At 69.7% G+C, this 21161-nt stretch carries 24 protein-coding genes and 1 pseudogene; 18 read left to right on the forward strand and 7 right to left on the reverse strand.

Translation table 11 applies throughout. The features are described 5' to 3' along the window. The 4 genes from GFH49_RS33450 to GFH49_RS41675 all read left to right on the forward strand — a co-directional run. On the forward strand, window positions 1–585 hold a 585-nt coding region (locus GFH49_RS33450), incomplete at its 5' end, for a TetR/AcrR family transcriptional regulator (protein WP_155059816.1). Between the two features lie 64 nt (window positions 586–649). Next, window positions 650–1297, forward strand: coding sequence for an NAD(P)-dependent oxidoreductase (locus GFH49_RS33455; protein WP_155059817.1), 648 nt, complete (start codon window positions 650–652; stop codon window positions 1295–1297). Between the two features lie 85 nt (window positions 1298–1382). Then, entirely contained in the window at window positions 1383–1673 is a 291-nt protein-coding gene (locus tag GFH49_RS33460) for a hypothetical protein (protein WP_155059818.1), read from the forward strand. Between the two features lie 76 nt (window positions 1674–1749). After that, a complete protein-coding gene (locus GFH49_RS41675) occupies window positions 1750–1884 on the forward strand; it encodes a DUF397 domain-containing protein (protein WP_155059819.1) in 135 nt (44 codons plus the stop codon). Window positions 1885–2001: 117 nt separating this feature from the next. Here the strand turns inward: GFH49_RS41675 and GFH49_RS33470 are convergent, their stop codons facing one another. After that, window positions 2002–2325, reverse strand: coding sequence for a PLD nuclease N-terminal domain-containing protein (locus GFH49_RS33470; protein WP_155059820.1), 324 nt, complete (start codon window positions 2323–2325; stop codon window positions 2002–2004). 87 nt (window positions 2326–2412) lie between these two features. On the opposite strand from GFH49_RS33470, the gene GFH49_RS33475 reads away from it, so the two are divergent. After that, entirely contained in the window at window positions 2413–3870 is a 1458-nt protein-coding gene (locus tag GFH49_RS33475) for a menaquinone biosynthesis decarboxylase (protein WP_155059821.1), read from the forward strand. Further along, window positions 3867–4769, forward strand: coding sequence for a menaquinone biosynthesis prenyltransferase MqnP (gene mqnP / locus GFH49_RS33480; protein WP_155059822.1), 903 nt, complete (start codon window positions 3867–3869; stop codon window positions 4767–4769). Before GFH49_RS33475 ends, mqnP begins: the two co-directional genes overlap by 4 nt. A 102-nt stretch (window positions 4770–4871) precedes the next feature. On the opposite strand, the gene GFH49_RS33485 is transcribed toward mqnP, so the two are convergent. After that, window positions 4872–5408, reverse strand: a complete 537-nt coding sequence (locus tag GFH49_RS33485; RefSeq protein WP_155059880.1) for a rhomboid family intramembrane serine protease — start codon at window positions 5406–5408, stop codon at window positions 4872–4874. Between the two features lie 263 nt (window positions 5409–5671). Between GFH49_RS33485 and GFH49_RS33490 the strand changes: the two genes are divergently transcribed. The 7 genes from GFH49_RS33490 to GFH49_RS33520 all read left to right on the forward strand — a co-directional run bounded on the left by GFH49_RS33490 (window position 5672) and on the right by GFH49_RS33520 (window position 10598). Next, window positions 5672–6355: a UbiX family flavin prenyltransferase gene (locus GFH49_RS33490; RefSeq protein ID WP_155059823.1), complete on the forward strand. Its 684-nt coding sequence runs from the start codon at window positions 5672–5674 to the stop codon at window positions 6353–6355. Between the two features lie 132 nt (window positions 6356–6487). Further along, complete coding sequence (locus GFH49_RS33495; protein ID WP_155059824.1) at window positions 6488–6943, forward strand: Lrp/AsnC family transcriptional regulator; 456 nt, start codon at window positions 6488–6490, stop codon at window positions 6941–6943. 83 nt (window positions 6944–7026) lie between these two features. Beyond that, the gene (gene mqnE, locus GFH49_RS33500; RefSeq protein ID WP_155059825.1) at window positions 7027–8190 is read left to right on the forward strand and encodes an aminofutalosine synthase MqnE; all 1164 of its coding nucleotides are present in this window, start codon (window positions 7027–7029) and stop codon (window positions 8188–8190) included. Between the two features lie 117 nt (window positions 8191–8307). Next, window positions 8308–8967: a UdgX family uracil-DNA binding protein gene (locus tag GFH49_RS33505; protein WP_155059826.1), complete on the forward strand. Its 660-nt coding sequence runs from the start codon at window positions 8308–8310 to the stop codon at window positions 8965–8967. Window positions 8968–8983: 16 nt separating this feature from the next. Beyond that, window positions 8984–9508 (forward strand): GNAT family N-acetyltransferase, encoded by a 525-nt coding sequence (locus GFH49_RS33510; protein WP_155059827.1) that lies wholly within the window; start codon window positions 8984–8986, stop codon window positions 9506–9508. Window positions 9509–9598: 90 nt separating this feature from the next. Then, window positions 9599–9898: a DUF4229 domain-containing protein gene (locus GFH49_RS33515; RefSeq protein WP_155059828.1), complete on the forward strand. Its 300-nt coding sequence runs from the start codon at window positions 9599–9601 to the stop codon at window positions 9896–9898. A 37-nt stretch (window positions 9899–9935) separates the two neighbouring features. Next, a complete protein-coding gene (locus GFH49_RS33520; protein WP_155059829.1) occupies window positions 9936–10598 on the forward strand; it encodes a TetR/AcrR family transcriptional regulator in 663 nt (220 codons plus the stop codon). On the opposite strand, the gene GFH49_RS40745 is transcribed toward GFH49_RS33520, so the two are convergent. Then, entirely contained in the window at window positions 10586–11656 is a 1071-nt protein-coding gene (locus GFH49_RS40745) for a MaoC family dehydratase (RefSeq protein ID WP_230396644.1), read from the reverse strand. The genes GFH49_RS33520 and GFH49_RS40745 overlap by 13 nt on opposite strands. Before the next feature lie 346 nt (window positions 11657–12002). Here GFH49_RS40745 and GFH49_RS33535 point away from each other — a divergent pair, with 346 nt between their 5' ends. Next, a complete protein-coding gene (locus tag GFH49_RS33535) occupies window positions 12003–13946 on the forward strand; it encodes an AMP-dependent synthetase/ligase (RefSeq protein WP_155059830.1) in 1944 nt (647 codons plus the stop codon). A gap of 224 nt (window positions 13947–14170) precedes the next feature. Further along, a complete protein-coding gene (locus tag GFH49_RS33540) occupies window positions 14171–15229 on the forward strand; it encodes a sugar ABC transporter substrate-binding protein (protein ID WP_408055982.1) in 1059 nt (352 codons plus the stop codon). Between the two features lie 43 nt (window positions 15230–15272). Here the strand turns inward: GFH49_RS33540 and GFH49_RS33545 are convergent, their stop codons facing one another. The 3 genes from GFH49_RS33545 to GFH49_RS33555 are packed head-to-tail and all read right to left on the reverse strand — an operon-like array spanning window position 15273 to window position 16952. Next, the gene (locus GFH49_RS33545) at window positions 15273–15911 is read right to left on the reverse strand and encodes a class I SAM-dependent methyltransferase (RefSeq protein ID WP_155059832.1); all 639 of its coding nucleotides are present in this window, start codon (window positions 15909–15911) and stop codon (window positions 15273–15275) included. Window positions 15912–15942: 31 nt separating this feature from the next. After that, window positions 15943–16257, reverse strand: coding sequence for an AzlD domain-containing protein (locus GFH49_RS33550; protein WP_155059833.1), 315 nt, complete (start codon window positions 16255–16257; stop codon window positions 15943–15945). Then, window positions 16254–16952, reverse strand: coding sequence for an AzlC family ABC transporter permease (locus GFH49_RS33555; RefSeq protein ID WP_155059834.1), 699 nt, complete (start codon window positions 16950–16952; stop codon window positions 16254–16256). Before GFH49_RS33555 ends, GFH49_RS33550 begins: the two co-directional genes overlap by 4 nt. Window positions 16953–17033: 81 nt before the next feature. On the opposite strand from GFH49_RS33555, the gene GFH49_RS33560 reads away from it, so the two are divergent. Beyond that, window positions 17034–17582 (forward strand): helix-turn-helix domain-containing protein, encoded by a 549-nt coding sequence (locus GFH49_RS33560; protein ID WP_155059835.1) that lies wholly within the window; start codon window positions 17034–17036, stop codon window positions 17580–17582. A 169-nt stretch (window positions 17583–17751) separates the two neighbouring features. On the opposite strand, the gene GFH49_RS33565 is transcribed toward GFH49_RS33560, so the two are convergent. Further along, window positions 17752–17955 (reverse strand): cold-shock protein, encoded by a 204-nt coding sequence (locus tag GFH49_RS33565; protein WP_003992177.1) that lies wholly within the window; start codon window positions 17953–17955, stop codon window positions 17752–17754. A 318-nt stretch (window positions 17956–18273) separates the two neighbouring features. Between GFH49_RS33565 and GFH49_RS33570 the strand changes: the two genes are divergently transcribed. Further along, the gene (locus tag GFH49_RS33570; RefSeq protein WP_155059836.1) at window positions 18274–19122 is read left to right on the forward strand and encodes a menaquinone biosynthetic enzyme MqnA/MqnD family protein; all 849 of its coding nucleotides are present in this window, start codon (window positions 18274–18276) and stop codon (window positions 19120–19122) included. Between the two features lie 77 nt (window positions 19123–19199). Then, a pseudogene (locus GFH49_RS33575) lies at window positions 19200–21007 on the forward strand (serine/threonine-protein kinase). Window positions 21008–21161 lie beyond the last annotated feature (154 nt).

A 21161-nucleotide genomic window follows, 5' to 3' on the forward strand; every position in this document is an offset into this window, starting at 1 on the left:
ATGCCGAAAGTCACCGAAGCCCATCGAGTCGCCCGCCGGGGCGAGATCCTCGACGCCGCGCAGCGCGTGTTCGCCGCCCACGGCTACCGGGGTTCCTCGATCACGCAGATCGTCAAGGCATCCGGCCTGTCGGCCGGGGCGGTCTACAGCTACTACTCCAGCAAGGAGGAGCTGTTCCACGCCGTGGTCGAGCGGACGTTCGCCACCCGCACGGCCGCGATCACGCAGGTCAGGCCGGATGTCCCGCGCCCGCCGGGGGAACTGCTGGGGTCGGTGATCGCCGAGCTGGGCGAGGACATCTACACCATCGCCCCGCAGGTCTGGGCCGAGGCGGCAGTGGAGCCCGAGGCGCGCGCCGCTGTGGCGGGGGTGTTCGAGCAGTTCGGCGGGCTGCTGCGCGCCGAACTGACGGAGTGGGCGATGTCTCACCCGCAGCGCGCGGGCGGCGACCCCGCCGCCTGGGCCGCCCGTCGGGTCCCGGTGCTGGTCGCGATCATCCCCGGCTTCATCATGCAGCGTCTGACGATGCCCGGCTTCGACCAGCGGGCCTTCCTCGACGCCCTCGCTGAGACCTTCGACGCCTGAGTGCGTCGTCACCCACCGGACAAGCGGACCCGCCGCCGGGCAGGCCGAACGAAGGAGCAGAGATATGAGGATCGCCCTGCTGGGTGCCACCGGGCGGACCGGCACCGAGTTCATGGAGCAGGCTCTGGCCGCGGGCAATGAGGTTGTGGCCTACGTGCGCCGCCCGGAGGCACTCGGGGCCCGTCCTGGGCTGAGCGTGGTCGGCGGCCAGCTCGACGACCGAAACGCTGTGAAGGGCGCTCTGGCCGGCTGTGACGCCGTCGCGGTGACGCTGGGCCCGAAGATCAGCCAGCGCAACGCGCCGATCATGGCCACGGCCATGCCTCCGGTGATCGCCGCGGCCAAGGAGAACGGCGTGAAGCGGATCGTGGTGCTCTCGGCCCTCGGCGTCGGCGACACGTTCGAGAACACCCAGTACCCGTACCGGTTCGGGTGCCGCACCTTCCTCGCCTCGAACTTCCGCGACCACGTCGCCGGCGAGTCGCAGCTCGTCGGCAGCGGCCTGGACTGGACCACGGTGCACCCCGGCCCGCTGTCGGACGCGCCGCGGACCCCGCACCCGCTGATCGTCGACGCCGCCACCGGCCGGCAGATGCCGCGCGCGCCCCGCACGCGCCGCTCTGACGTCGCCGCCGCGATGCTGGCGATGATCGAGGACTCAAGCACCTTCGGCAAGCAGATGCTGATCACCTCCGCCGTGCAGGCTGCCTGATCGAAGGACGAGGAGGGGATCGCGATGGCCCGTCGGGACCGATGCGACGCCGGCTCCTGCCGGGTCGGAGCCGCCGGGCGCTGAGATGGTGGCGGCGGCCCGGCAGTTGCGCCGCGAGTTCGAGCTCATCCGGATGGAGAAGGAGTTCGCGGTCGAGGAGATCCTCACCAAAGTCCCCATCCTGCGCCAGGAGTTCGTGCGGCTGCGGCGCTACAACCCCCATCGAGCACGTCAACTCGCGGGTGAAGTCCCCGGCGAGCACCCCCGCGGCGCCGGCAGCCTCGCCGCGGCCCTCGCGATGGTGTTCAGAATCGCTGGACCGCGGCCATTTCGACAACGATCCGGCCCTCTACGCGCGCCACAGCCAGACCCATGATGTTCTCAGGGCGGACGTACCGTCAGCCCGCGTTCCGCCGCTCTGATCAGCGACGCGATGGAGAGGTACGAGCATCATGAACAGGCCCGAACCCAGCGCGGCGACCTGGGTCAAAAGCAGCTTCAGCGGGGACAACGGCGGCGACTGCCTGGAAATCGCCGCCGAGTTCACCTCCGCCTGGGCGGCGGCGTTCACGTCGTCTCTGCGCTGACCGACGACCGGATCCGCTCCGGCAGGCCCCGGGGATGCCCTCAAAGGGAGGGCTGCCCGCGCAGGGCCGTGCCCGCGGAGGGAGCGACGCCCGGGGGGCTCCCCGGCCTACAGCGTGTCAGTCGCCCTTGGGGTCGTCGCGGCGCTTCTTGTCCTCCTCGTCCTGGAGGGACTTGAGGAACTCGGGGTTGTCATCGGGCGCGACGAAGTTCGTACGGCCGCCCGGGGAGAAGGGAGTGATGCCGCGCGCCGGGTCCTTGCGGACCTTGCCCGCCACGAACCAGGCGACCGGGCCGACCAGGACCTGGCCGAAGAGCAGCACGATGAACACCCACGCCACCTTCGGCAGCCCCTTCACCTCGTCCTCCGGGGTGTTCAGACAGTCGATGAAGGCGTAGATCCACAGGGCGAGGACCAGCAGGAGCGGCAGATACCTGAGCATGTCGGTGGCGGTCCCCCAACAGACGAGGAGAGGGCTCGGGCGGCCCCGGTGACGGGCCCAGGGTAGCCCTTGGCCGATACTGGACACATGGCTTACGACGATCTTCGCTCCCTGCTCAGGGCGCTGGAGCGCGAGGGTGACCTCAAGCGCATCAGGGCCGAGGTCGACCCGTATCTGGAGGTCGGGGAGATCGTCGACCGGGTCCAGAAGGCAGGTGGCCCGGCGCTGCTCTTCGAGAACGTGCGCGGCTCCAGCATGCCGCTCGCCATGAACGTCTTCGGGACCGACCGGCGCCTGCTGAAGGCACTGGGCCTGAAGTCGTACGGCGAGATCTCCGAGAAGATCGGCGGCCTGCTCCGTCCCGAGCTGCCGCACGGCTTCGTCGGCGTACGCGAGGCCTTCGGGAAACTCGGCGCGATGACCCATGTGCCGCCGAAGAAGGTGAAGCCCGACAGCGCGCCCGTGCAGGACGTCGTCCTGTACGGCGACGAGGTCGACCTCGACGACCTGCCCGCCCTCTTCACCTGGCCCAAGGACGGCGGCTCCTTCTTCAACCTCGGCCTCACCCACACCAAGGATCCCGAATCCGGCATCCGCAACCTCGGGCTCTACCGCCTCCAGCGCCACGACAAGCGCACCATCGGCATGCACTGGCAGATCCACAAGGACAGCCGGAACCACTACCAGGTCGCGGCCCGGCGCGGTGAGCGGCTGCCGGTCGCGATCGCCTTCGGGTGCCCGCCCGCCGTGACGTACGCCTCGACCGCGCCGCTCCCCGGTGACATCGACGAGTACCTGTTCGCCGGGTTCGTCTCGGGCCGCCGGATCGAGATGGTCGACTGCAAGACCGTGCCGCTTCAGGTGCCGGCGCAGGCGGAGGTCGTCCTGGAGGGCTGGCTGGAGCCGGGCGAGATGCTGCCCGAGGGTCCCTTCGGCGACCACACCGGCTTCTACACCCCGCAGGAGCCCTTCCCCGCCCTGAAGATCGACTGCCTGACGATGCGGAAGCGGCCGCTTCTGCAGTCGATCGTCGTAGGCCGCCCCCCGACGGAGGACGGACCGCTGGGCCGTGCGACGGAACGCTTCTTCCTCCCGCTGCTGAAGATCATCGTCCCGGACATCGTGGACTACCACCTGCCGGAAGCCGGCGGTTTCCACAACTGCGCGATCGTCTCCATCGACAAGAAGTACCCCAAGCACGCCCAGAAGACGATGCACGCGATCTGGGGCGCGCACATGATGTCCCTGACCAAGCTGATCGTGGTGGTCGACTCCGACTGCGACGTCCACGATCTGCACGAGGTCGCCTGGCGGGCCCTCGGCAACACGGACTACGCCCGTGACCTCTCGGTCGTGGAGGGCCCGGTCGACCATCTCGACCACGCCTCCTACCAGCAGTTCTGGGGCGGCAAGGCAGGCATCGACGCGACGAAGAAGTGGCCCGAGGAGGGCTATACGCGAGACGGCGGATGGCCCGAGATGGTGCTGTCCGACCCGGAGACGGCGGCGAAGGTCGACCGCCGGTGGAAGGAGTACGGACTGTGAGTTCGGCCGCCGCCGCGATCCCGCAGCCGGGACGCACCAAGGCGTTCCTGCGCCTGGTGATGATCGAGCACTCCGTCTTCGCACTCCCCTTCGCCTATATCGCCGCGCTGACCGCGATGTTCCAGGTGGACAGGAACATCCACTGGGGGCGGCTGCTCCTGGTGACGGTCTGCATGGTCGGCCTGCGTACCTTCGCGATGGCGGTCAACCGGATCATCGACCGCGAGATCGACGCCCGCAATCCCCGGACGGCACACCGCGAGCTGGTCACCGGCGCGATGTCGGTGAAGCACGCCTGGACCGGTGCGCTGATCGCCGTGGTGGTCTTCCTGGGCTCGGCGGCGCTGCTGAACCCCCTCTGCCTGGCCCTCGCCCCCATCGCGGTGATCCCGATGGTGGTCTACCCGTACGGCAAACGGTTCACGAACTTCCCGCAGGCCATCCTCGGTCTCGCCCAGGCGATGGGCCCGGTGGGCGGCTGGCTGGCGATCACCGGTGAGTGGTCGTGGGACGCGGTGATCCTCGGGCTCGCGGTGGGCATCTGGATCGGCGGGTTCGACCTGATCTACGCCTGCCAGGATGTCGAGACCGACCGTGAGATCGGGGTGATGTCGGTTCCGGCCCGCTTCGGTATTCCGGCGGCGGTCTGGGGGGCGCGCGTCTGCCACGCCGCGACGACCGGATTGTTCGTCTGGTACGCGATCGCGACCGACGCGGGCACCTTCTTCTGGTTCGGCCTCCTGATCGTCGCCTCCGCCTTCGTCTACGAGCACTCGATCGTCCGCCCGCATGACCTGTCCCGCGTGAACAGGGCGTTCTTCAGCGTCAACGGGTTCATCGGGATCGCCCTGTTCGTGTGTGCGCTGCTGGATCTGATGGTGCGCGGACTCACCGTTTGACCGTTTAGGGGCGGTCTGTCGTCGATGGCATGGCCCCGTGCCCCTTGCAGGGTGCGGCAGAACCGCGGGTGACTTTGTCGGCGCCCCGCTCAGGCGCCCCGCTCACCCGCGCGTGGGTATCGCGGGGCGGCGGAACACGAACGCCGCCGCGACTCCCGACGCCAGGCCGATCAGATGTCCCTGCCAGCTGACGCTCGTCTGGGTCGGCGCGAGCCCCGCCAGTATCGAGCCGCCCCAGACCGCGGCGATCAGCAGGCCGACGAGGACGCCTAGAGGACGGCGCTCCACGAAGCCGGTCACCAGCAGGAAGCCGAAGAGGCCGAAGATGAGGCCGGAGGCGCCCGCGGTGTTGCTGTGTGCCGGGGATACGAGCCATACGCCCAGTCCGTCGGCGACGATGATCAGCGCGCAGACGAGGGCGAACCGGCGCAGGCCGCCGAGGGCCGCGAGGAAGCCGAGGACCAGGAGCGGCACGCTGTTGGCGGCGACGTGGGCGAAGCCGAAGTGGAGGAAGGCGGCGGGGACGATGTCGACCAGCTCGGACGGTTCGCGCGGGGTGATGCCGAGGCCGTCCAGCGCATGGCCGCTGATCACGTCCACCACTTCCAGCAGCCACAGAAGGGCCACCCAGCCCGCCATCAGCTTGGCCGCGGCCTTCGCCCGGTCGCCCCGCGTCAACGCGAGGCCCGCACCGGATCCGGCACCCGGACCCCGACGCAGAACCTCACCCGGCCGCCAACCCGCCCGCTGACCCGGCCGCCAGCCCGAGCGCCCATCCGGCCGCCGCCCCGCGCCCGCACCCATACCCGCCATGGCATCCCCCAGCCCTGTCCCGTCACTCATAGCAACGGCCCGCACCCTCGGCCGGTTCCCGCCCGGCGAAGCCGGATAGGCTCGGTGTCGTGGACCGAGTCAAGCCAGGAGAGACGGCGCGTACGCCTTGGATCGTGGGGGTGTCCGGCGCCTCTGGCACCCCGTATGCCGCCGCCGTGCTGCGTGCCCTGCTGGCCGCGGGCGAGAGCGTCGACCTGATCGTCAGCCGCGCCTCCCGGCTCACCCTGCTCGATGAGACCGGCATCTCCTACCGAGACGCCCACTGGCAGGACGACCTGCGGGAATGGCTGGCGCGAGGGGCCGACGGCAAGCCGGACAGCTTCGCCGTGGACGTCACGGGCGTACGGCACTGGAGTGCCGGGGACCTGGCCGCGGGCCCGTCCTCGGGGTCGTACCCCGCAAAGGGGATGCTGATCGTGCCCGCCTCCACGGCCTGCGTCGCGGGCGTCGCGCTCGGGCTGTCGAAGGACCTGCTGCAGCGCGCGGCGAGCGTGACGCTCAAGGAGGGCCGCAAGCTGGTCGTCGCCGTACGCGAGGCACCGCTGGGCGGGCAGACCCTGCGCCACCTGGTGACACTGGACGATGCGGGCGTGGCCGTCGTGCCCACCTCGCCCGCCTTCTACCAGGGGGCCACGCACATCCAGGACCTGGTGGACTTCGTGGCCGGCCGGGTCCTGGACGCGGCCGGTGTCGGGCACGACCTCTACCGCCGCTGGAAGGGCGAACTCGGCGGCGGGTCCGTCCCGACCTGAGCATTTGAGGCCACTGAGGCCACTGAGGCCACTGAGGCCAGGCCACTGAGGCATTGAGTCACTGAGTCACTTGGCAACACCCCGAAAACCCGTCATCTCTTTCATCTCTTTTCATCGGAAGGCTTCGATCGCATGGACGCGGTGGACAGGCAGCTCATCCAGGCCCTGAGAGAGAACGGCCGGGCCTCGTACGCGGAGCTGGGTCGCCTCGTCGGCCTGTCGGGACCCAGCGTCACCGACCGCATCAACCGGCTGGAGGCGGCCGGTGTCATCACCGGCTACCGCGCCACCGTCGACGCCGCCACGCTCGGTCTCGGCGTCACCGCCCTGATCGGCATCTCGCTCTCCGACGCCACCGACCACGAGGACGTGGCCGGCCGGCTGAAGGATCTCTCCGAGATCGAGGACTGCTGGTTCATCGCCGGCGACGACTCCTACATGCTCAAGGTGCGCGCGGCGGACGTGGACGGCCTGGAGAAGATCATCCGCCGGCTCAGCGGGACGAAGGGCGTCTCCCGGACCCGTACCACCATCGTGCTCTCCACGAAGTGGGAGAACCGGGTGGGTGAGCTGCCGGGAGAGGCGTAGGCGCGGAGAGCCTATGGGGCACCTTCCGCCCGGAGGGTGGGGGAGTACCGTTACGGAGTCTGTCTCAGAAAGGTGTGACCCCCATGGATGTCGGGCTCAAGCGTGAGCTGGAGCAGAAGGTCGGGGCCGGTGAGCGGCTGACTCGCGAGGACGGCATCGCGCTGTACGAGTCGGACGACCTGGCGTGGCTGGGCGGGCTCGCGCACGAGGTGCGGACGCGCAAGAACGGCGACGTGGTGCACTTCAACGTCAACCGGCACCTCAACATGACCAACGTCTGTACGGCGTCCTGCGCCTACTGCTCCTTCCAGCGCAAGCCGGGCGAGAAGGACGCGTACACGATGCGCATCGAGGAGGCCGTCCGGCTCGCCACGGCGATGCAGGGCGAGAACCTCACCGAGCTGCACATCGTCAACGGACTTCACCCCAATCTCCCGTGGCGCTACTACCCCCGCTCCCTGCGGGAGCTGAAGGCCGCCCTGCCGAACGTGTCCCTGAAGGCATTCACGGCGACGGAGATCCACCACTTCGAGACGATCTCCGGCCTGAGCGCGTCCGAGATCTTCGACGAGTTGATCGACGCCGGCCTTGAGTCGCTCACCGGCGGCGGCGCGGAGATCTTCGACTGGGAGGTGCGGCAGCACATCGTCGACCACCGCACCCACTGGGAGGACTGGTCCCGCATCCACCGCCTGGCGCACGAGAAGGGTCTCAAGACCCCGTGCACCATGCTGTACGGCCATATCGAGGAGCCGCGGCACCGCGTCGACCACGTCCTTCGCCTGCGCGAACTCCAGGACGAGACGAACGGCTTCCAGGTCTTCATCCCGCTGCGCTACCAGCACGACTTCGTCGACATGAAGGACGGCAAGGTACGCAACCGCCTCCAGTCGCGCACGCAGATGGCGACGGGCGCGGAGGCCCTCAAGACCTTCGCCGTCTCCCGACTGCTCTTCGACAACGTCCCGCACGTCAAGGTCTTCTGGGTCATGCACGGCGTCCAGACCGCCCAGCTGGCCCTCCAGCACGGCGCCGACGACATGGACGGCTCGGTCGTCGAGTACAAGATCACCCACGACGCGGACGACTTCGGCACGCCGAACAAGCTCACCCGCGACGATCTGCTGGACCTGATCAGGGACGCGGGCTTCCGGCCGGTGGAGCGGAACACGCGGTACGAGATCATTCGGGAGTACGACGGTCCGGATCCGTCGCGCAGGGAGTCGCCGCAGCCGATGCGCGTATGAATTTCGGGGGCCTCAGGTCGTCTCTTGGCTGCGGGTGAGCGGGGGCTTGTCGCGCCCACGCGGCGGAGCCGCATAGTGCTGCAGTCCCGCGCCCCCTACGTGGGTACTCGGCCCGGCATGGTTGCCATCAAGGCGCCTGAGGACGCCTATACCGCCGAACCCTTCCTCCCCGACCGCGGGGGCCTCCCCGCCCTCCGCCGCGCCGCCGCCGACTGCCGTGGCTGTCCCCTGCACCGGGACGCCACGCAGACCGTCTTCGGCGCCGGGAACTCGCACGCCCGGGTCATGCTCGTCGGCGAACAGCCCGGCGACCAGGAGGACCGGCAGGGCAGACCGTTCGTCGGACCTGCCGGGCGCCTCCTGGACCGTGCGCTGGAAGAGGCCGGCATAGATCCGGCGGACGCGTATGTCACCAACGCGGTCAAGCACTTCAAGTTCACCAGGGCCGAGCCCCGCAAGCGCCGTATCCACAAGGCGCCGTCCCTGCGCGAGATGACGGCGTGCGGGCCGTGGCTCGCCGCTGAGCTGGCGGTGGTGGAGCCGGAGCTGATCATCGTGCTCGGCGCCACCGCGGGCAAGGCGCTGCTCGGGTCGTCGTTCCGGGTGTCGCAGGTGCGCGGAACGGTGCTGGAGGAGGAGATCCACGGACGTCGGGAACGGCTGGTCCCGACCGTGCACCCGTCGTCGGTCCTGCGCGCCCAGGACGACAGGGACCGGAGGGCGGCGTACGAGGGCCTGGTCTCCGATCTGAAAGTGGCGGCGCGAGCACTGTCGTAATAGCTAATATGGGTCTGTGTCCCTTACTTTCACCCTGGACCCTGCCGTCGATCCCGTCCTCCGCGACGGTGTGCTCGACCTGTGGACCGACGTTTCCAACGCGGGCGGGTCCGTCGGCTTCGTGCCGCCCGTGACGCGCGAGGCGATACGCCCGGAGCTGGTGAAGCACCTGTCGGCGATCGCGGAGGGCCGCACCCGGCTGCTCGTCGGGCACGACGGGTCCGGGCAGGTCGCGGCGACCGCCTTCCTCACCTTCAACACGCACCGGCTGATGACGCACTGGCTGTGGCTCTACACGGTGATGGTGCACCCGCGGCACCAGGGCCAGGGCTACGGCCGTGATCTGCTGTCCGCCGCCGAGGACGCGGCCCGCGGCTTCGACGGCATCGAGGCGATCCGGCTCTCCTGCCGCGGCGGCACCGGCCTGGAGCGGTTCTACGGCTCCTGCGGCTACAAGGAGGTCGGCCGGGTCCCCGGCGCGATCCGCGTCGCTCCCGGCGACGACCGGGACGACGTCCACCTGCTGCTGACGCTGAACTGACCGCCGTACCCCCTTCCAAGATCCGCAGTCCGGCGTGCTTCACTGGACGACGGACCTCGGGACCTTTTGGAATCGGAAGACTGGATTGAGATGCTCCGCTACACGCTGATGCGCCTCGGGATCTTCGCGGGCTGCCTCGTGGTCGTCTGGGGCCTCGTCTACTCCGGCCTGGCCCCGCGCGGCCTCGGCGACTCCAACGGCATGTGGGTCGTCCTGCTCGCCCTGGTGATCTCCGCCCCGATCAGCTTCGTGGTGCTGCGCAAGGAGCGGGACCGGGCGTCGGTGCGGATCGTCGAGAGGGTGGACCGCATGAAGGCCAACCTGGACGCCAACCGCTCCCAGGAGGACGTGGCGGACGACGCCTCCCGTGCGCAGGGGCACGCCTCTTAAGGCTCTGCCGCGGCCTGCGGACCGTAGGCTGATCCCCATGGGTGCCGTGAAGACCAAGCGGATGCCGCGTGCCGTACGTGAGCAGCAGATGCTCGACGCCGCCGTGCAGACCTTCGGCCAGCGGGGATACATGGCCGCGTCGATGGACGAGATAGCCGAACTCGCTGGTGTTTCCAAGCCGTTGGTCTATCTGTACCTCAACTCGAAGGACGACCTCTTCACGGCGTGCATCCGCCGGGAGGCGACCGCTCTCACCGAAGCGGTCCGCGGGGGCGTCGACCCGAGCCTCCCCGCCGACCGCCAACTCTGGGAGGGACTCGGGGCGTTCTTCACGCACACCGCGCGGAACCCGGACGGCTGGTCGGTCCTGCACCTCCAGGCCCGCACGCATGGCGAGCGCTTCGCCGCCGAGGTCGCCGCGATGCGCGAGGAACTCGTCGCGTTCGTGACCCAGCTGATCCTGGCCGGCGCCCGCGAGGCGCACCACGATCCGGATCTGCCGGAGCGTGAGGTCGCCGGTCTCGCGGAGGCCCTGGTCGGCGCCGCCGAGTCGCTCGCCGCCTGGGCCAACGCGACCCCGGGTGTGACCGCCCGCCAGGCCGCCGCGACCCTGATGAACTTCGCCTGGGCCGGCCTGGGCGACCTGATGGCGGGCAGCCCCTGGACCCCGCCGGAGGAGCCGGAGACTCAGGCCGGGTAGACCGCGCCGCTCACCTGTGTCCGGTCGCCGCCCCGCAGTTCGAACCGCTCGCCCTGTGCCGCGTACGTCACCGTCCCCGGCAACTGCACAGGGGCCCTGAACTGCGCCCGCACCAGCGCCCGTTCCGGCACTCCGTGCGCGGCCAGGCAACGCGCCAAGGTCCACATCCCGTGCGCGACGGCCCGCCGGAAGCCGAACGGGCGGGCCGTCAGGGGATAGAGGTGGATCGGGTTGCGGTCCCCGGACGCGGCCGCGTACCGCCGCCCGATGTCCCCGGCCAGCCGCCACTCGGCGACGACGGGCAGCGGCCCCGCCTCTTCCTGCGGAGTCCGCGTGGTGCGGTCGTCTGCTTGCGGAGTCTGCGTGGTGTGGCCGTCTGCCTGTGGAGTCTGCGTGGTGCGGTCGTCTGCTTGCGGGGTCTGCGTGGTGTGGCCGTCTGCCTGTGGAGTCTGCGTGGTGCGGTCGTCTGCTTGCGGAGTCTGCGTGGTGTGGCCGTCTGCCTGCGGAGCCTGTGCGGTGTGGCCGTCTGCCTGCGGAGTCTTCGCAGTATGGCCGTCCGCCTGCCGAGCCTGTCCGGTGCGGCCGTCCGTCCGGTGCCGGGCGAGGTACGTGCTCCTCGACTCCCATACGACGTCCCCCGCCGCCCGCACCCCCGTGACGACGGCGGCCTCCGTGCCCCGCCGATGCGGCGCCAGTCCCTCGATCTGGACCGTTACTTCGTACTCCCCGGTGGCCGCGAGCGACCGCCGCTGCGTGATCTCGATCGACGTATGGACGAGTCCCAGCAGCGGCAGCGGAAAGCCCCACCCGCTCATCAGCCGCATGGCCAGCGGAAAGCCCAGCACATGCGGATACGTCACCGGCAGCGCGTCCTCGCCGGTGGCGAACCCGCAGACCCGCTCGTAGGCGGCCAGCCGGGCGAGGTCGATGCGTACGCCGGGCAGCACGAGTGGGTGGCGGGGGAAGCCGGCGTCCGGGCGGGGCCGTTTGAAGGGGGAGAGCAGGGCGCCGCGGGCGAGGAGGGGCGCGAGCGCGGGCGCGTCGGTCAAGTCGGCCATGGTCATCTCCCCACGCGGGACACTCTACTTACCCTGAAGTAAAGTTACCCCAGGTAAGACCAGGTCGGGAGGTGAGAGTTACTCACCTTAGGGTGGCTTCAACGCGCGGGTAGAGTAGGTGGGTTGACGTCCGGTCGGCAGCCCGCCCAGTGATCGCCGAGGTTGCACATCCCCGGCCCCTTACCACCCCGTAACCCGCACGAACTCCACACCTGGGCACCGTACGATCTCCCACCTAACCAGTGGTAACACGCGTGGCCGCGCACCGCTGGTGAACGCCCCAGCATGTGCTGCGCGTACCTCATGCAGCAGAGCGGTACGAAGCTGCACGCACCAGGAGTTGCCCATGTCGGTCCCGCATACGTCTTCGTCCGGCTACACCCCCGAATTCGGCATCGACCTGGACTACGACGGGCAGCCGGTTCTCGTGGCGCCGGAGGTGCGGCGGCTGGACGGAGTGGTGCGGGAGGTGTCGATACCGCCGCTGGTCGCGCCGCCGGCGCACGGCTCGCTCGCCGACCTGCCGTTCGACCGCGCGGAGGCGGAGCCGCGACGTGTGGTCCTCAGCCGCAAGACGGATGACGGCGACTGGATCGACGTGACGGCGGCCGAGTTCGCGGCGCAGGCGCACGCACTGGCCAAGGGGCTGATCGCCGAAGGGCTGGTCCCCGGGGACCGGGTCGCCGTCATGGCCCGTACGAGGTACGAGTGGACGCTCCTCGACTTCGCCTCCTGGGCCGCCGGTCTGGTGACCGTGCCCGTCTACCCCACCTCCTCCGTCTTCCAGGTCCGCTGGATCCTCCAGGACTCCGGCGCGGTCGCCCTGGTCACCGAGACCGCCGCCCAGGCCGCCGCCCTCGGTCCCGAACGTGAACGCCTGCCCGACCTGCGCCACATGTGGGTCATCGAGAAGGGCCACCTGGACCGGCTGGTCGAGCGGGGCGAGCAGGTGCCGGACCAGGAGGTGGACGTACGCCGCGGGATGCTGATCCCCGACACCCTCGCCACCCTCATCTACACCTCGGGCACCACCGGCCGCCCCAAGGGCTGCGCACTCACCCACGGCAATTTCTTCGCCGAGGTCGACAACGCGATCGAACTCCTGTATCCGATCTTCAAGGCGAGGACGAGCGAAGAGGCGTCGGTGCTGCTGTTCCTGCCGATGTCGCACGTCTTCGGCCGGATGGTGGCGATCGCATGCGTACGGGCGGGGGTTCGGCTGGGCCATGCGCCGAGCCTGAAACCGGACGAGCTGCTGCCGGACCTGGCGAGCTTCAAACCGACGTGCCTGCTGGCCATCCCGTACATGCTGGAGAAGATCTTCAACGGCGCACGGGCCCGCGCGGAGTCGGGCGGCCGGGCCTCGTCGTTCGACCGTGCGGCGAACGTGGCCATCAGATACGGCGAGGGAATGGAGGCGAAACAGACGGGGACGGGCTCGGGCCCGAGCCGGGCGCTGAGAACCGCGCGTGCCTTCTACGACCCGCTGGTCTACCGCCGTATCCGCAACGCCATGGGCGGACGCGTGCGGTACGCGATCTGCGGCGGCTCACCACTGGGCAGGCGGCTGGCCGCGTTCTACACCGGGGCGGGCATCGAGATCTACGAGGGCTACGGCCTGACAGAGGTCACCGGCGCGGCCACCGTCACGCCCCCGCTCAAACCCCGCCTGGGCACGGTCGGCTGGCCGCTCCCCGGCACGCGGGTCCGCATCGCCGCGGACGGCGAGATCCTGCTGGCTGGAGATCAAGTACTGCGGGGTTACTGGGATCCGCAGGCGGGCGGAGTGGTCCCGGCGGCCCCCGACGGCTGGCTGGCGACGGGGGACATCGGGGCGCTGGACGACGAGGGCTACCTGACCATCACCGGTCGCAAGAAGGAACTCCTGATCACCGCGGGCGGCAAGAGCGTGGCCCCGGCCCCCCTGGAGAACTGGCTCCGCTCCCACCCCCTGATCTCCCAGGCGATCGTCCTCGGCGACCGCCGCCCCTACGTCTCCGCGCTGATCACCCTCGACATGGACGGCATCACCCACTGGCGCCGGATGAACGGCAAGCACCCGGTGCCCGCCGAACTCCTGGTCGAGGACGAGGAGTTGACCGCCATCCTGCAGCGTGCGGTGGACGAGGCGAACAAGCTGGTCTCCCGCCCCGAGTCGATCCGCCGCTTCGCGATCCTGCCGCAGGACTTCACGGAGTTCACCGGTCATCTGACGCCCTCCATGAAGCTCCGCCGCGAGGTGATCATGCGGGACTTCGCGGCGGATGTGGAGCGGCTGTACGCGAACTGACGTGCCGGCGGCGGGCGATGATCGCGGGAAACGGTTGCAGCCTTGTTACGACAACTGCTTGACGTGACATGCCGTTGGGGCATTGGCTACCGCCACCCGGGCAGCAACGCCGCTCTACGCTCGGAAGGCTTCGGAAGGCTCCAGTAGTGAACCCTCGACTCTCCCACAGGGCAGCTGTACGCCGTATCGGCATAGCCCTCGCCTGCTCCGCCTCGGCCCTCTCGATGGTCTCGTGCGGTGTCATCGACGGCATCGGGGGCGGCGACAGCTCCGCGTCCCCCGAGAAGGGCGACGACATCACGGTGGGTCTCCTCCTGCCCGACAAGGACACGGCCCGTTTCGAGAAGTTCGACCACCCGCTGATCGAGAAGGAAGTCGCCGCTCTCACCAACGACAAGGGCAAGGTCGTCTACGCCAACGCCGAGGCGAGCGTGGCCAGGCAGAGCCAGCAGTTCCAGAAGATGATCGAGGACTCGGTGGATGTCATCCTCGTCGACGCGCTGGACGCCAAGGCCATCGCCTCGGACGTGGAGAAGGCCAAGGACGCGAACATCCCGGTCATCGCCTACGACCGGCTCGCGGAGGGGCCCATCGACGCGTACGTCTCCCACGACAACGAGCTCGTAGGCGAGGTGCAGGGCCGCGCCATCGTCGAAAGCCTCGGCGAGAACGCGGCGTCCGCCAAGGTCGTCATGATGAACGGCGATCCCGACGACCCCAACACCGCACGGTTCAAGACGGGCGCGCTCGGCGAACTTGAGGGCAAGGTCGACATCGTCAAGCAGTACGACACCGACAAGTGGTCGCCCGCAGTCGCCGAAGCGAACATGGAAAAGGCGATCGAGGACGTCGGGCTGGACAACCTCGCCGCCGTGTACGCGGCGAGCGACGGCCTCGCGGGTCCCGTCATCGAGGCGCTGAAAGCGGCGGGCGCGAGCAGCATCCCGCCGGTGACCGGGCAGGACGCGAATCTGGACGCGGTGCAGCGGATCGTCGCCGGCGACCAGTTCATGACCGTCTACAAGCCGTTCGCGCAGGAGGCGACCGACGCCGCGAGAATGGCCGTCTACAAGGTCCAGGGGCGCTCGATCGAGTTCGACGCACTCACCCAGGACAGGGTCGACAGCCCCACCCAGGACGACATCCCCGCCCAACTGGTGCCGGTGGTCGCCGTCACCAGGGACAACATCGAGGAGACGCTGATCCAGGACGGCGTCTACACCGTCGAGGAAATCTGCACCGCGCAGTACGCGGCGGACTGCGCGGCGATCGGCCTGACCTAGACCGGACCTGGCCCGGACCGCGCCCGCCTTCGGGACGCTGTGGCTATGCGGGCTTGCGGGCTATCAGGGACGCCTGCTGCGTTGTCTCGTTCCAGGCGGGCTCGCGCACCATCCTCATGACGGGGGCGAGACCGGCGGTCTGGAGGAGTTCGCTGATCTGGTCCGGCTGTCGCCGCTGGAAGTCCAGGACCACCTCGTGTCCGAAGGGGCGGTCGTGGCGCCGGGGCCTGTCGCCGATCTGGAAGGCGATCAGGAGGTGGCCGCCCGGGGCCAGGACACGACGGAACTCGGTGAAGAGGGAGGGGAGTTCATCCACGGGCGTGTGGATGGAGGAGTACCAGGACACGGCGCCCGCGAGCGAACCGTCGGGGAGGTCCAGGTCCAGCATCGAGCCCCGCTCGAACCGCAGTTCGGGATTCTCCCGCCGGGCGATCGTGAGCATCGACTCCGACAGGTCGAGCCCGAAGACGGACAGCCCGAGGGAGGCGAGGTGGGCGGTCACCCGCCCCGGTCCGCAGCCCAGGTCGGCCACGCGACCGCCTGCCCCCACCAGTTCCGCGAATCCCGCGAACACCGCCCGGTCCAGCGGCTTGGCCAGCTCGGTACGGAAGAGGTCGGCGTAGTCCTCGGCGATGGCGTCGTAGAAGGTGCGGGTGGCGGTGAGGAAATCGGCTTCGGTCATGACCGGGGACCCTACCGACCACCACTGACACTCACCCCGCACCTGCCGCCCGCAGTACCGCCGTCGTGACCGCCGCGCCCAGCACGACCACCACGAACGGCGCCCGGCGCCACGCCAGCACACCCCCCACCACCACCCCGACCGGCCGCGCCCACCCCGCGAAGTCCCCGCCCTCGGTCATCGCACCGGTCGCGAGGAGGGCGGCGAGCAGGACGATCGCCCCTGCCGACATCGATTCCCGGACCTTCGGACGGAGTTCGACACGGCCGTACAGGACCGGTCCGACCAGCCGGAAGGCATACGTCCCCACCGCCAGCGCCAGCATCATCGCGACCGTCGCGCTCACGCCGTTGCCCGCTTCCGTCCGTATACGAGGAGCCCGGCGAGCGCGAGCAGCACCGGCACGCCGGCCGGGACGGCGGGAGTCACCGCCAGTGCCACGGCCGCGCCGAGCACGGCAGCCTGTCGTATCCCCGCGTCCTCGCGCAGCGCGGGCAGCACCAGCGCCACCAGGACGGCAGGGAAGGCCGCGTCGAGTCCGTACGCCGCCGTGTCACCGAGTGCGCTTCCGGCGAGTGCGCCCGCGAGGACGCCGGTGTTCCAGGCGGCGAACAGGCCGAGGCCGTTGACCCAGAACGCCGCCCGGCGCCGTACCGGATCGGTCTGGGCGAGCGTGAAGGCGACCGTCTCGTCGGTGACGAGGTGGGCGCCGAGGAAGCGGGCGAGTCGGCCCCTGCCGCCGATGACGTCCGCCACGGCGAGGCTGAAGGCCGCCGTCCGGGTGTTCAGGAGCAGCCCGGTCGCCGCCGCGGCGACCGGTCCGCCCCCGGCCAGCAGCACGCCGACCGCGCTGAACTGCGCCGAGCCCGCGTACACGATCAGCGACATCAGCACCGGCACCCACACCGGCAGCCCGCCGGCCACCGCGATCGCGCCGAAGGAGACGCCGACCACGCCGCTCGCCAGCCAGACGAGGGCGCTGTCGCGCACGAGAGGTGCCATCATCGGTGTGCGTGTTCGTGTTCGGAGAAGCGAACGCATGTTTTCCAGAATGAACGCCGGTCGGTTGTTCGTCAAGGCGAACAGACGTACCTGTAGAACGAACGACGGGAAGTGGACCGCATGAGTGAGCCCATCGCCTGGATCGCCGCCTCCCTGCGCCGCGAGCGCACCCGGGCCGGGCTGTCGCTGTCCGAGCTGGCCAAGCGGGCGGGGATCGCGAAGTCCACGCTGTCTCAGCTGGAGGCGGGCAGCGGGAATCCCAGCGTGGAGACGCTGTGGGCGCTGGGAGTCGCGCTCGGTGTGCCGTTCAGCGCGCTGGTGGAGCCGCCGGCACCGGCCGTTCAGGTGATTCGGGCCGGCGAGGGGCCCACGGTCGCGTCCGAACGGGCGGACTACGCGGCCACCCTGCTCTCCGCCAGCCCGCCCGGCGCCCGGCGGGACATCTACCACCTGCGCGCGGAGCCGGGGGCCGCCCGGGAGTCGGAGCCGCACATTCCGGGGAGTGTGGAGCATCTGATCGTCAGCACGGGCCGGGTGAAGGCGGGGCCTTGGGGCGAGGAGGTCGATCTGGGGCCCGGCGACTACATGTCGTATCGCGCAGATGTGCCGCACTCCTACGAGGCGCTGGTGCCCGGGACGACGTTCGTGCTGGTCATGCAGCACGTATAGGCATGTGTGCGGAAAGGCATGTGTGCGGAAAGGTGTGTGTGCGGAAAGGTGTGTGCGCGGAGAGGGCATGTGCGCGGGAAAGGCAGGAGCCCCGCTGCCGTGCGGCGCGGGGCTCCTTGGGTACTGCTATCTGTTCCGGATCAAAGCACCAGGCTCCGAGGCCGAAGACTCAGACGGGGGTGACGTTCTCCGCCTGCGGGCCCTTCGGGCCCTGGGTGACGTCGAAGGAGACCTGCTGGTTCTCCTCCAGCGAGCGGAAGCCGCTCGCGTTGATCGCGGAGTAGTGAACGAAGACGTCGGGGCCGCCGCCTTCCTGGGCGATGAAACCAAAGCCCTTTTCGGCGTTGAACCACTTCACGGTTCCGGTAGCCATAAGCCCTCCTTGGGCCCAAAGGGTTGCCCTGCTCCAGAACCTGCAAGTGTGAAAACAGTGCCGCACAACTGCATACGTCTGAAAACGACGAGAGCCCGCGGTTACATGCTCCGCAGGCTCTGTACTGCAAGGGAAACCAAACTGCAACTTGCGGCGAGCCTAGCACGCAGGCAGCCGAAAGCAATAGAGGCCAAGATCACGTCACTCGGAAGTTTGAAGATCCAGGCGGGGGCTGACGGGGCCTGTGAGCCGATTCGCGGCCCCCTGAAGCGGCACCCTGAAGAGTGCACCGTACCCCATGGGGTCTAGTCTCGCGATGTGGACATTTCTCGCACCCGGCCGCGCGTCGGTCACATTCAGTTCCTCAACTGCCTGCCCCTGTACTGGGGGCTCGCGAGAACCGGCACCCTCCTCGACTTCGAGCTGACCAAGGACACTCCGGAGAAGCTCAGCGAGCAGCTGGTCCAGGGCGACCTCGACATCGGTCCCATCACCCTCGTGGAGTTCCTGCGCAACGCCGGCGACCTGGTCGCCTTCCCGGACATCGCCGTCGGCTGCGACGGCCCGGTGATGTCCTGTGTGATCGTCTCGCAGGTCCCGCTGGACCGGCTGGACGGCGCCCGGGTCGCCCTCGGCTCCACCTCGCGTACCTCCGTCCGCCTCGCCCAGCTGCTGCTCGCCGACCGCTACGGCGTACGGCCCGACTACTACACCTGCCCGCCCGACCTCAGCCTGATGATGCAGGAGGCCGAGGCGGCCGTACTGATCGGGGACGCCGCGCTGCGCGCCAACCTGCTCGACGGCCCGCGCTTCGGCCTTGAGGTGCACGACCTCGGCACGCTGTGGAAGGAGTGGACCGGCCTGCCCTTCGTCTTCGCCGTCTGGGCGGCCCGCCGCGACTACCTTGAGCGCGAGCCCGTGATCACCCGTCAGGTCCACGAGGCCTTCCTCGCCTCCCGCAACCTCTCCCTCGACGAGGTCGCCAAGGTCGCCGAGCAGGCGGCCCGTTGGGAGGCCTTCGACGAACAGGTCCTGGAGCAGTACTTCACGACCCTCGACTTCCGCTTCGGGGGTCCCCAGCTGGCGGCGGTCGCCGAGTTCGCCCGCCGCGTCGGCCCCACGACCGGCTTCCCGGCGGATGTGAAGGTGAATCTGTTCCAGCCGTAGGAGCGTCTGGACCAATAGGCTGCCGGGGACGGCAGGCGTACGCGGGGAGACGGGCGTACGCGGGGGAGAGGGGCGCCATGCGACCGCTCGATGTCGACGAACCCACCGCCGTGGGTCCCTACCGGCTGCTCGGCCGGCTCGGCTCCGGCGGCATGGGGCGGGTCTATCTGGGCCGCAGCTCCGGCGGCCGGACGGTCGCGGTCAAGATCGTGCACCCGCACTTCGCCCTCGACGAGGAGTTCCGCGCCCTCCCCCACGCTCGAACAACCTCGCGCGGGGGGACCCCCATCGGCGTGAGGTCGACGCCGCGCGCCGGGTGGGCGGTGCGTGGACCGCGCCGGTGCTGGACGCCGACCCCGACGCGCGGGTGCCGTGGGTGGCGACCGCGTATGCGGCGGGGCCGTCGCTGAGCGCCGCGGTCGCGGACGGAGGTCCGCTGCCGCCGCCTTCCGTACGGGTGTTGGGTGCGGGTCTGGCCGAGGCGCTGGCGGCGGTGCACGAACTGGGGCTGGTGCACCGGGATGTGAAGCCGTCGAACGTCCTTCTCACCCTCGACGGGCCCCTGTTGATCGACTTCGGTATCGCCAGGGCCACGGACGGCACGGCGTCCCTCACCTCGACCGGCGTCTCGATCGGCTCGCCCGGCTATATGTCGCCCGAGCAGATCCTCGGCAAGGGCGTCACGGGCGCGGCGGACGTCTTCTCGCTGGGGGCGGTGCTGGCATACGCGACGACGGGGGAGCCGCCGTTTCCGGGTGACTCGTCGGCGGCGTTGCTCTACAAGGTCGTACACGAAGAGCCCGAACTCGGGTCCCTGGCCGGTGACTTGCGGGCGCTGGTGGCGGCATGTCTCGGGAAGGACCCGGGTGCGCGGCCCGCGCCGGGCGAGGTGGCCCGGCGACTGGCTCCCGAGGGCGCGGCGCGGCTGGTCGCCGGTGGGTGGCTGCCGGGGGCGCTGGTGGAGCAGGTGAGCCGGGGTGCCGTACAGCTGCTGAATCTTGAGGCGGCGGGGGATGTGGCGTCCGGGCCGGTGGGGTTCAGCAGTCCGTCGGTGAATACGGCGGGTTCGGCGGGTTCCGCCGGTTCGCCGGGTTCTGCGGGTTCGCCGGATTCTGCGGGTTCGCCGGATTCTGCGGGTTCCGCGGGGGAGTTCGGGCCGCCGCCGGTCATTCCTCCTGCCATTCCTCCTGCCGTTCCTCCTGCCACGCCACTCGCCACGCCATCCGCCACGCCGCCCGTCCCGCCGCCGGTTTCCGTGCCCCAGGCGCGGGATGCCGGGCCCACGGTGTCACCGCAGCGGCCCGGCAGGCTCTCCGTTTCCGTGGCGGCGACTTCGGTGCCTGGTGACGGAGGGCGGGGACGGAAGGTGAGCTGCACGGTGGCTCTGGCGATCGCGGGGGCGCTGGCGGCGGTGACCGTGGGGTCGGTGGTCGTGTTCGACCTGTTGCCGGGTGAGGGCAACGGGCAGGACGCGGCGGGCGGTTCGCCGTCCAGCTCGGCGTCCGGCCCGGTGCCCGGTTACAGCAGCGCGACCGCCGTCCCCGCCGCCTACCTCGGCACTTGGGAGGGCCCGGCCACCGCGCTCGACGGCAGCCTTCCCATGGGCACCTTCCCCCTCATCGTCCACAAGGCGGACGTGGGCGAGGAGTTGGGGACTCTCCGGCAGACCGATCAGCTCGGCCTCGTCTGCAATGACGTACTGACGCTGAAGAGCGTGTCCGAGCAGCAGATCGTGGCGACGTCCGTGGGGGCGGCGGGCAATCACGCGGGATGCAGTCAGGCCGCCGCGACGGTGCGGATCACTCCGGTCGGGGACGATCTCGACTACCGGTCGGACAGCGCGGAGTCGGGGAATCCGACGTCCCGGATGTCGAAGATCAATTAGCGGTTTCCGTTTCCAGGACGTCCTTTGGCTACCTTTTAGTCACCTTTTAGCGGCGCCCCGTTCGGGAACTCCGTACGCGTAACCGGAATTCGGACCCGCACTTTTCTCAAGTCACACAACCATTCGTGAGCAGCGCTCATCTAAGACGGCGACC

The sequence above is a fragment of the Streptomyces blattellae genome, from assembly GCF_009709555.1.
In the GTDB taxonomy this organism is placed as follows: Bacteria; Actinomycetota; Actinomycetes; order Streptomycetales; family Streptomycetaceae; genus Streptomyces; species Streptomyces blattellae.

Bases quoted from the DNA above. Each gene is read 5' to 3' on its own strand.
- GFH49_RS33455 (WP_155059817.1), top strand. From the start codon at position 650: ATGAGGATCGCCCTGCTGGGTGCCACCGGGCGGACCGGCACCGAGTTC.
- GFH49_RS33460 (WP_155059818.1), top strand. From the start codon at position 1,383: ATGGTGGCGGCGGCCCGGCAGTTGCGCCGCGAGTTCGAGCTCATCCGG.
- GFH49_RS41675 (WP_155059819.1), top strand. From the start codon at position 1,750: ATGAACAGGCCCGAACCCAGCGCGGCGACCTGGGTCAAAAGCAGCTTC.
- GFH49_RS33470 (WP_155059820.1), bottom strand. From the start codon at position 2,325: ATGCTCAGGTATCTGCCGCTCCTGCTGGTCCTCGCCCTGTGGATCTAC.
- GFH49_RS33475 (WP_155059821.1), top strand. From the start codon at position 2,413: ATGGCTTACGACGATCTTCGCTCCCTGCTCAGGGCGCTGGAGCGCGAG.
- GFH49_RS33485 (WP_155059880.1), bottom strand. From the start codon at position 5,408: ATGGCGGGCTGGGTGGCCCTTCTGTGGCTGCTGGAAGTGGTGGACGTG.
- GFH49_RS33495 (WP_155059824.1), top strand. From the start codon at position 6,488: ATGGACGCGGTGGACAGGCAGCTCATCCAGGCCCTGAGAGAGAACGGC.
- mqnE (WP_155059825.1), top strand. From the start codon at position 7,027: ATGGATGTCGGGCTCAAGCGTGAGCTGGAGCAGAAGGTCGGGGCCGGT.
- GFH49_RS33505 (WP_155059826.1), top strand. From the start codon at position 8,308: ATGGTTGCCATCAAGGCGCCTGAGGACGCCTATACCGCCGAACCCTTC.
- GFH49_RS33515 (WP_155059828.1), top strand. From the start codon at position 9,599: ATGCTCCGCTACACGCTGATGCGCCTCGGGATCTTCGCGGGCTGCCTC.
- GFH49_RS33520 (WP_155059829.1), top strand. From the start codon at position 9,936: ATGGGTGCCGTGAAGACCAAGCGGATGCCGCGTGCCGTACGTGAGCAG.
- GFH49_RS40745 (WP_230396644.1), bottom strand. From the start codon at position 11,656: ATGGCCGACTTGACCGACGCGCCCGCGCTCGCGCCCCTCCTCGCCCGC.
- GFH49_RS33535 (WP_155059830.1), top strand. From the start codon at position 12,003: ATGTCGGTCCCGCATACGTCTTCGTCCGGCTACACCCCCGAATTCGGC.
- GFH49_RS33540 (WP_408055982.1), top strand. From the start codon at position 14,171: ATGGTCTCGTGCGGTGTCATCGACGGCATCGGGGGCGGCGACAGCTCC.
- GFH49_RS33545 (WP_155059832.1), bottom strand. From the start codon at position 15,911: ATGACCGAAGCCGATTTCCTCACCGCCACCCGCACCTTCTACGACGCC.
- GFH49_RS33555 (WP_155059834.1), bottom strand. From the start codon at position 16,952: ATGCGTTCGCTTCTCCGAACACGAACACGCACACCGATGATGGCACCT.
- GFH49_RS33560 (WP_155059835.1), top strand. From the start codon at position 17,034: ATGAGTGAGCCCATCGCCTGGATCGCCGCCTCCCTGCGCCGCGAGCGC.
- GFH49_RS33565 (WP_003992177.1), bottom strand. From the start codon at position 17,955: ATGGCTACCGGAACCGTGAAGTGGTTCAACGCCGAAAAGGGCTTTGGT.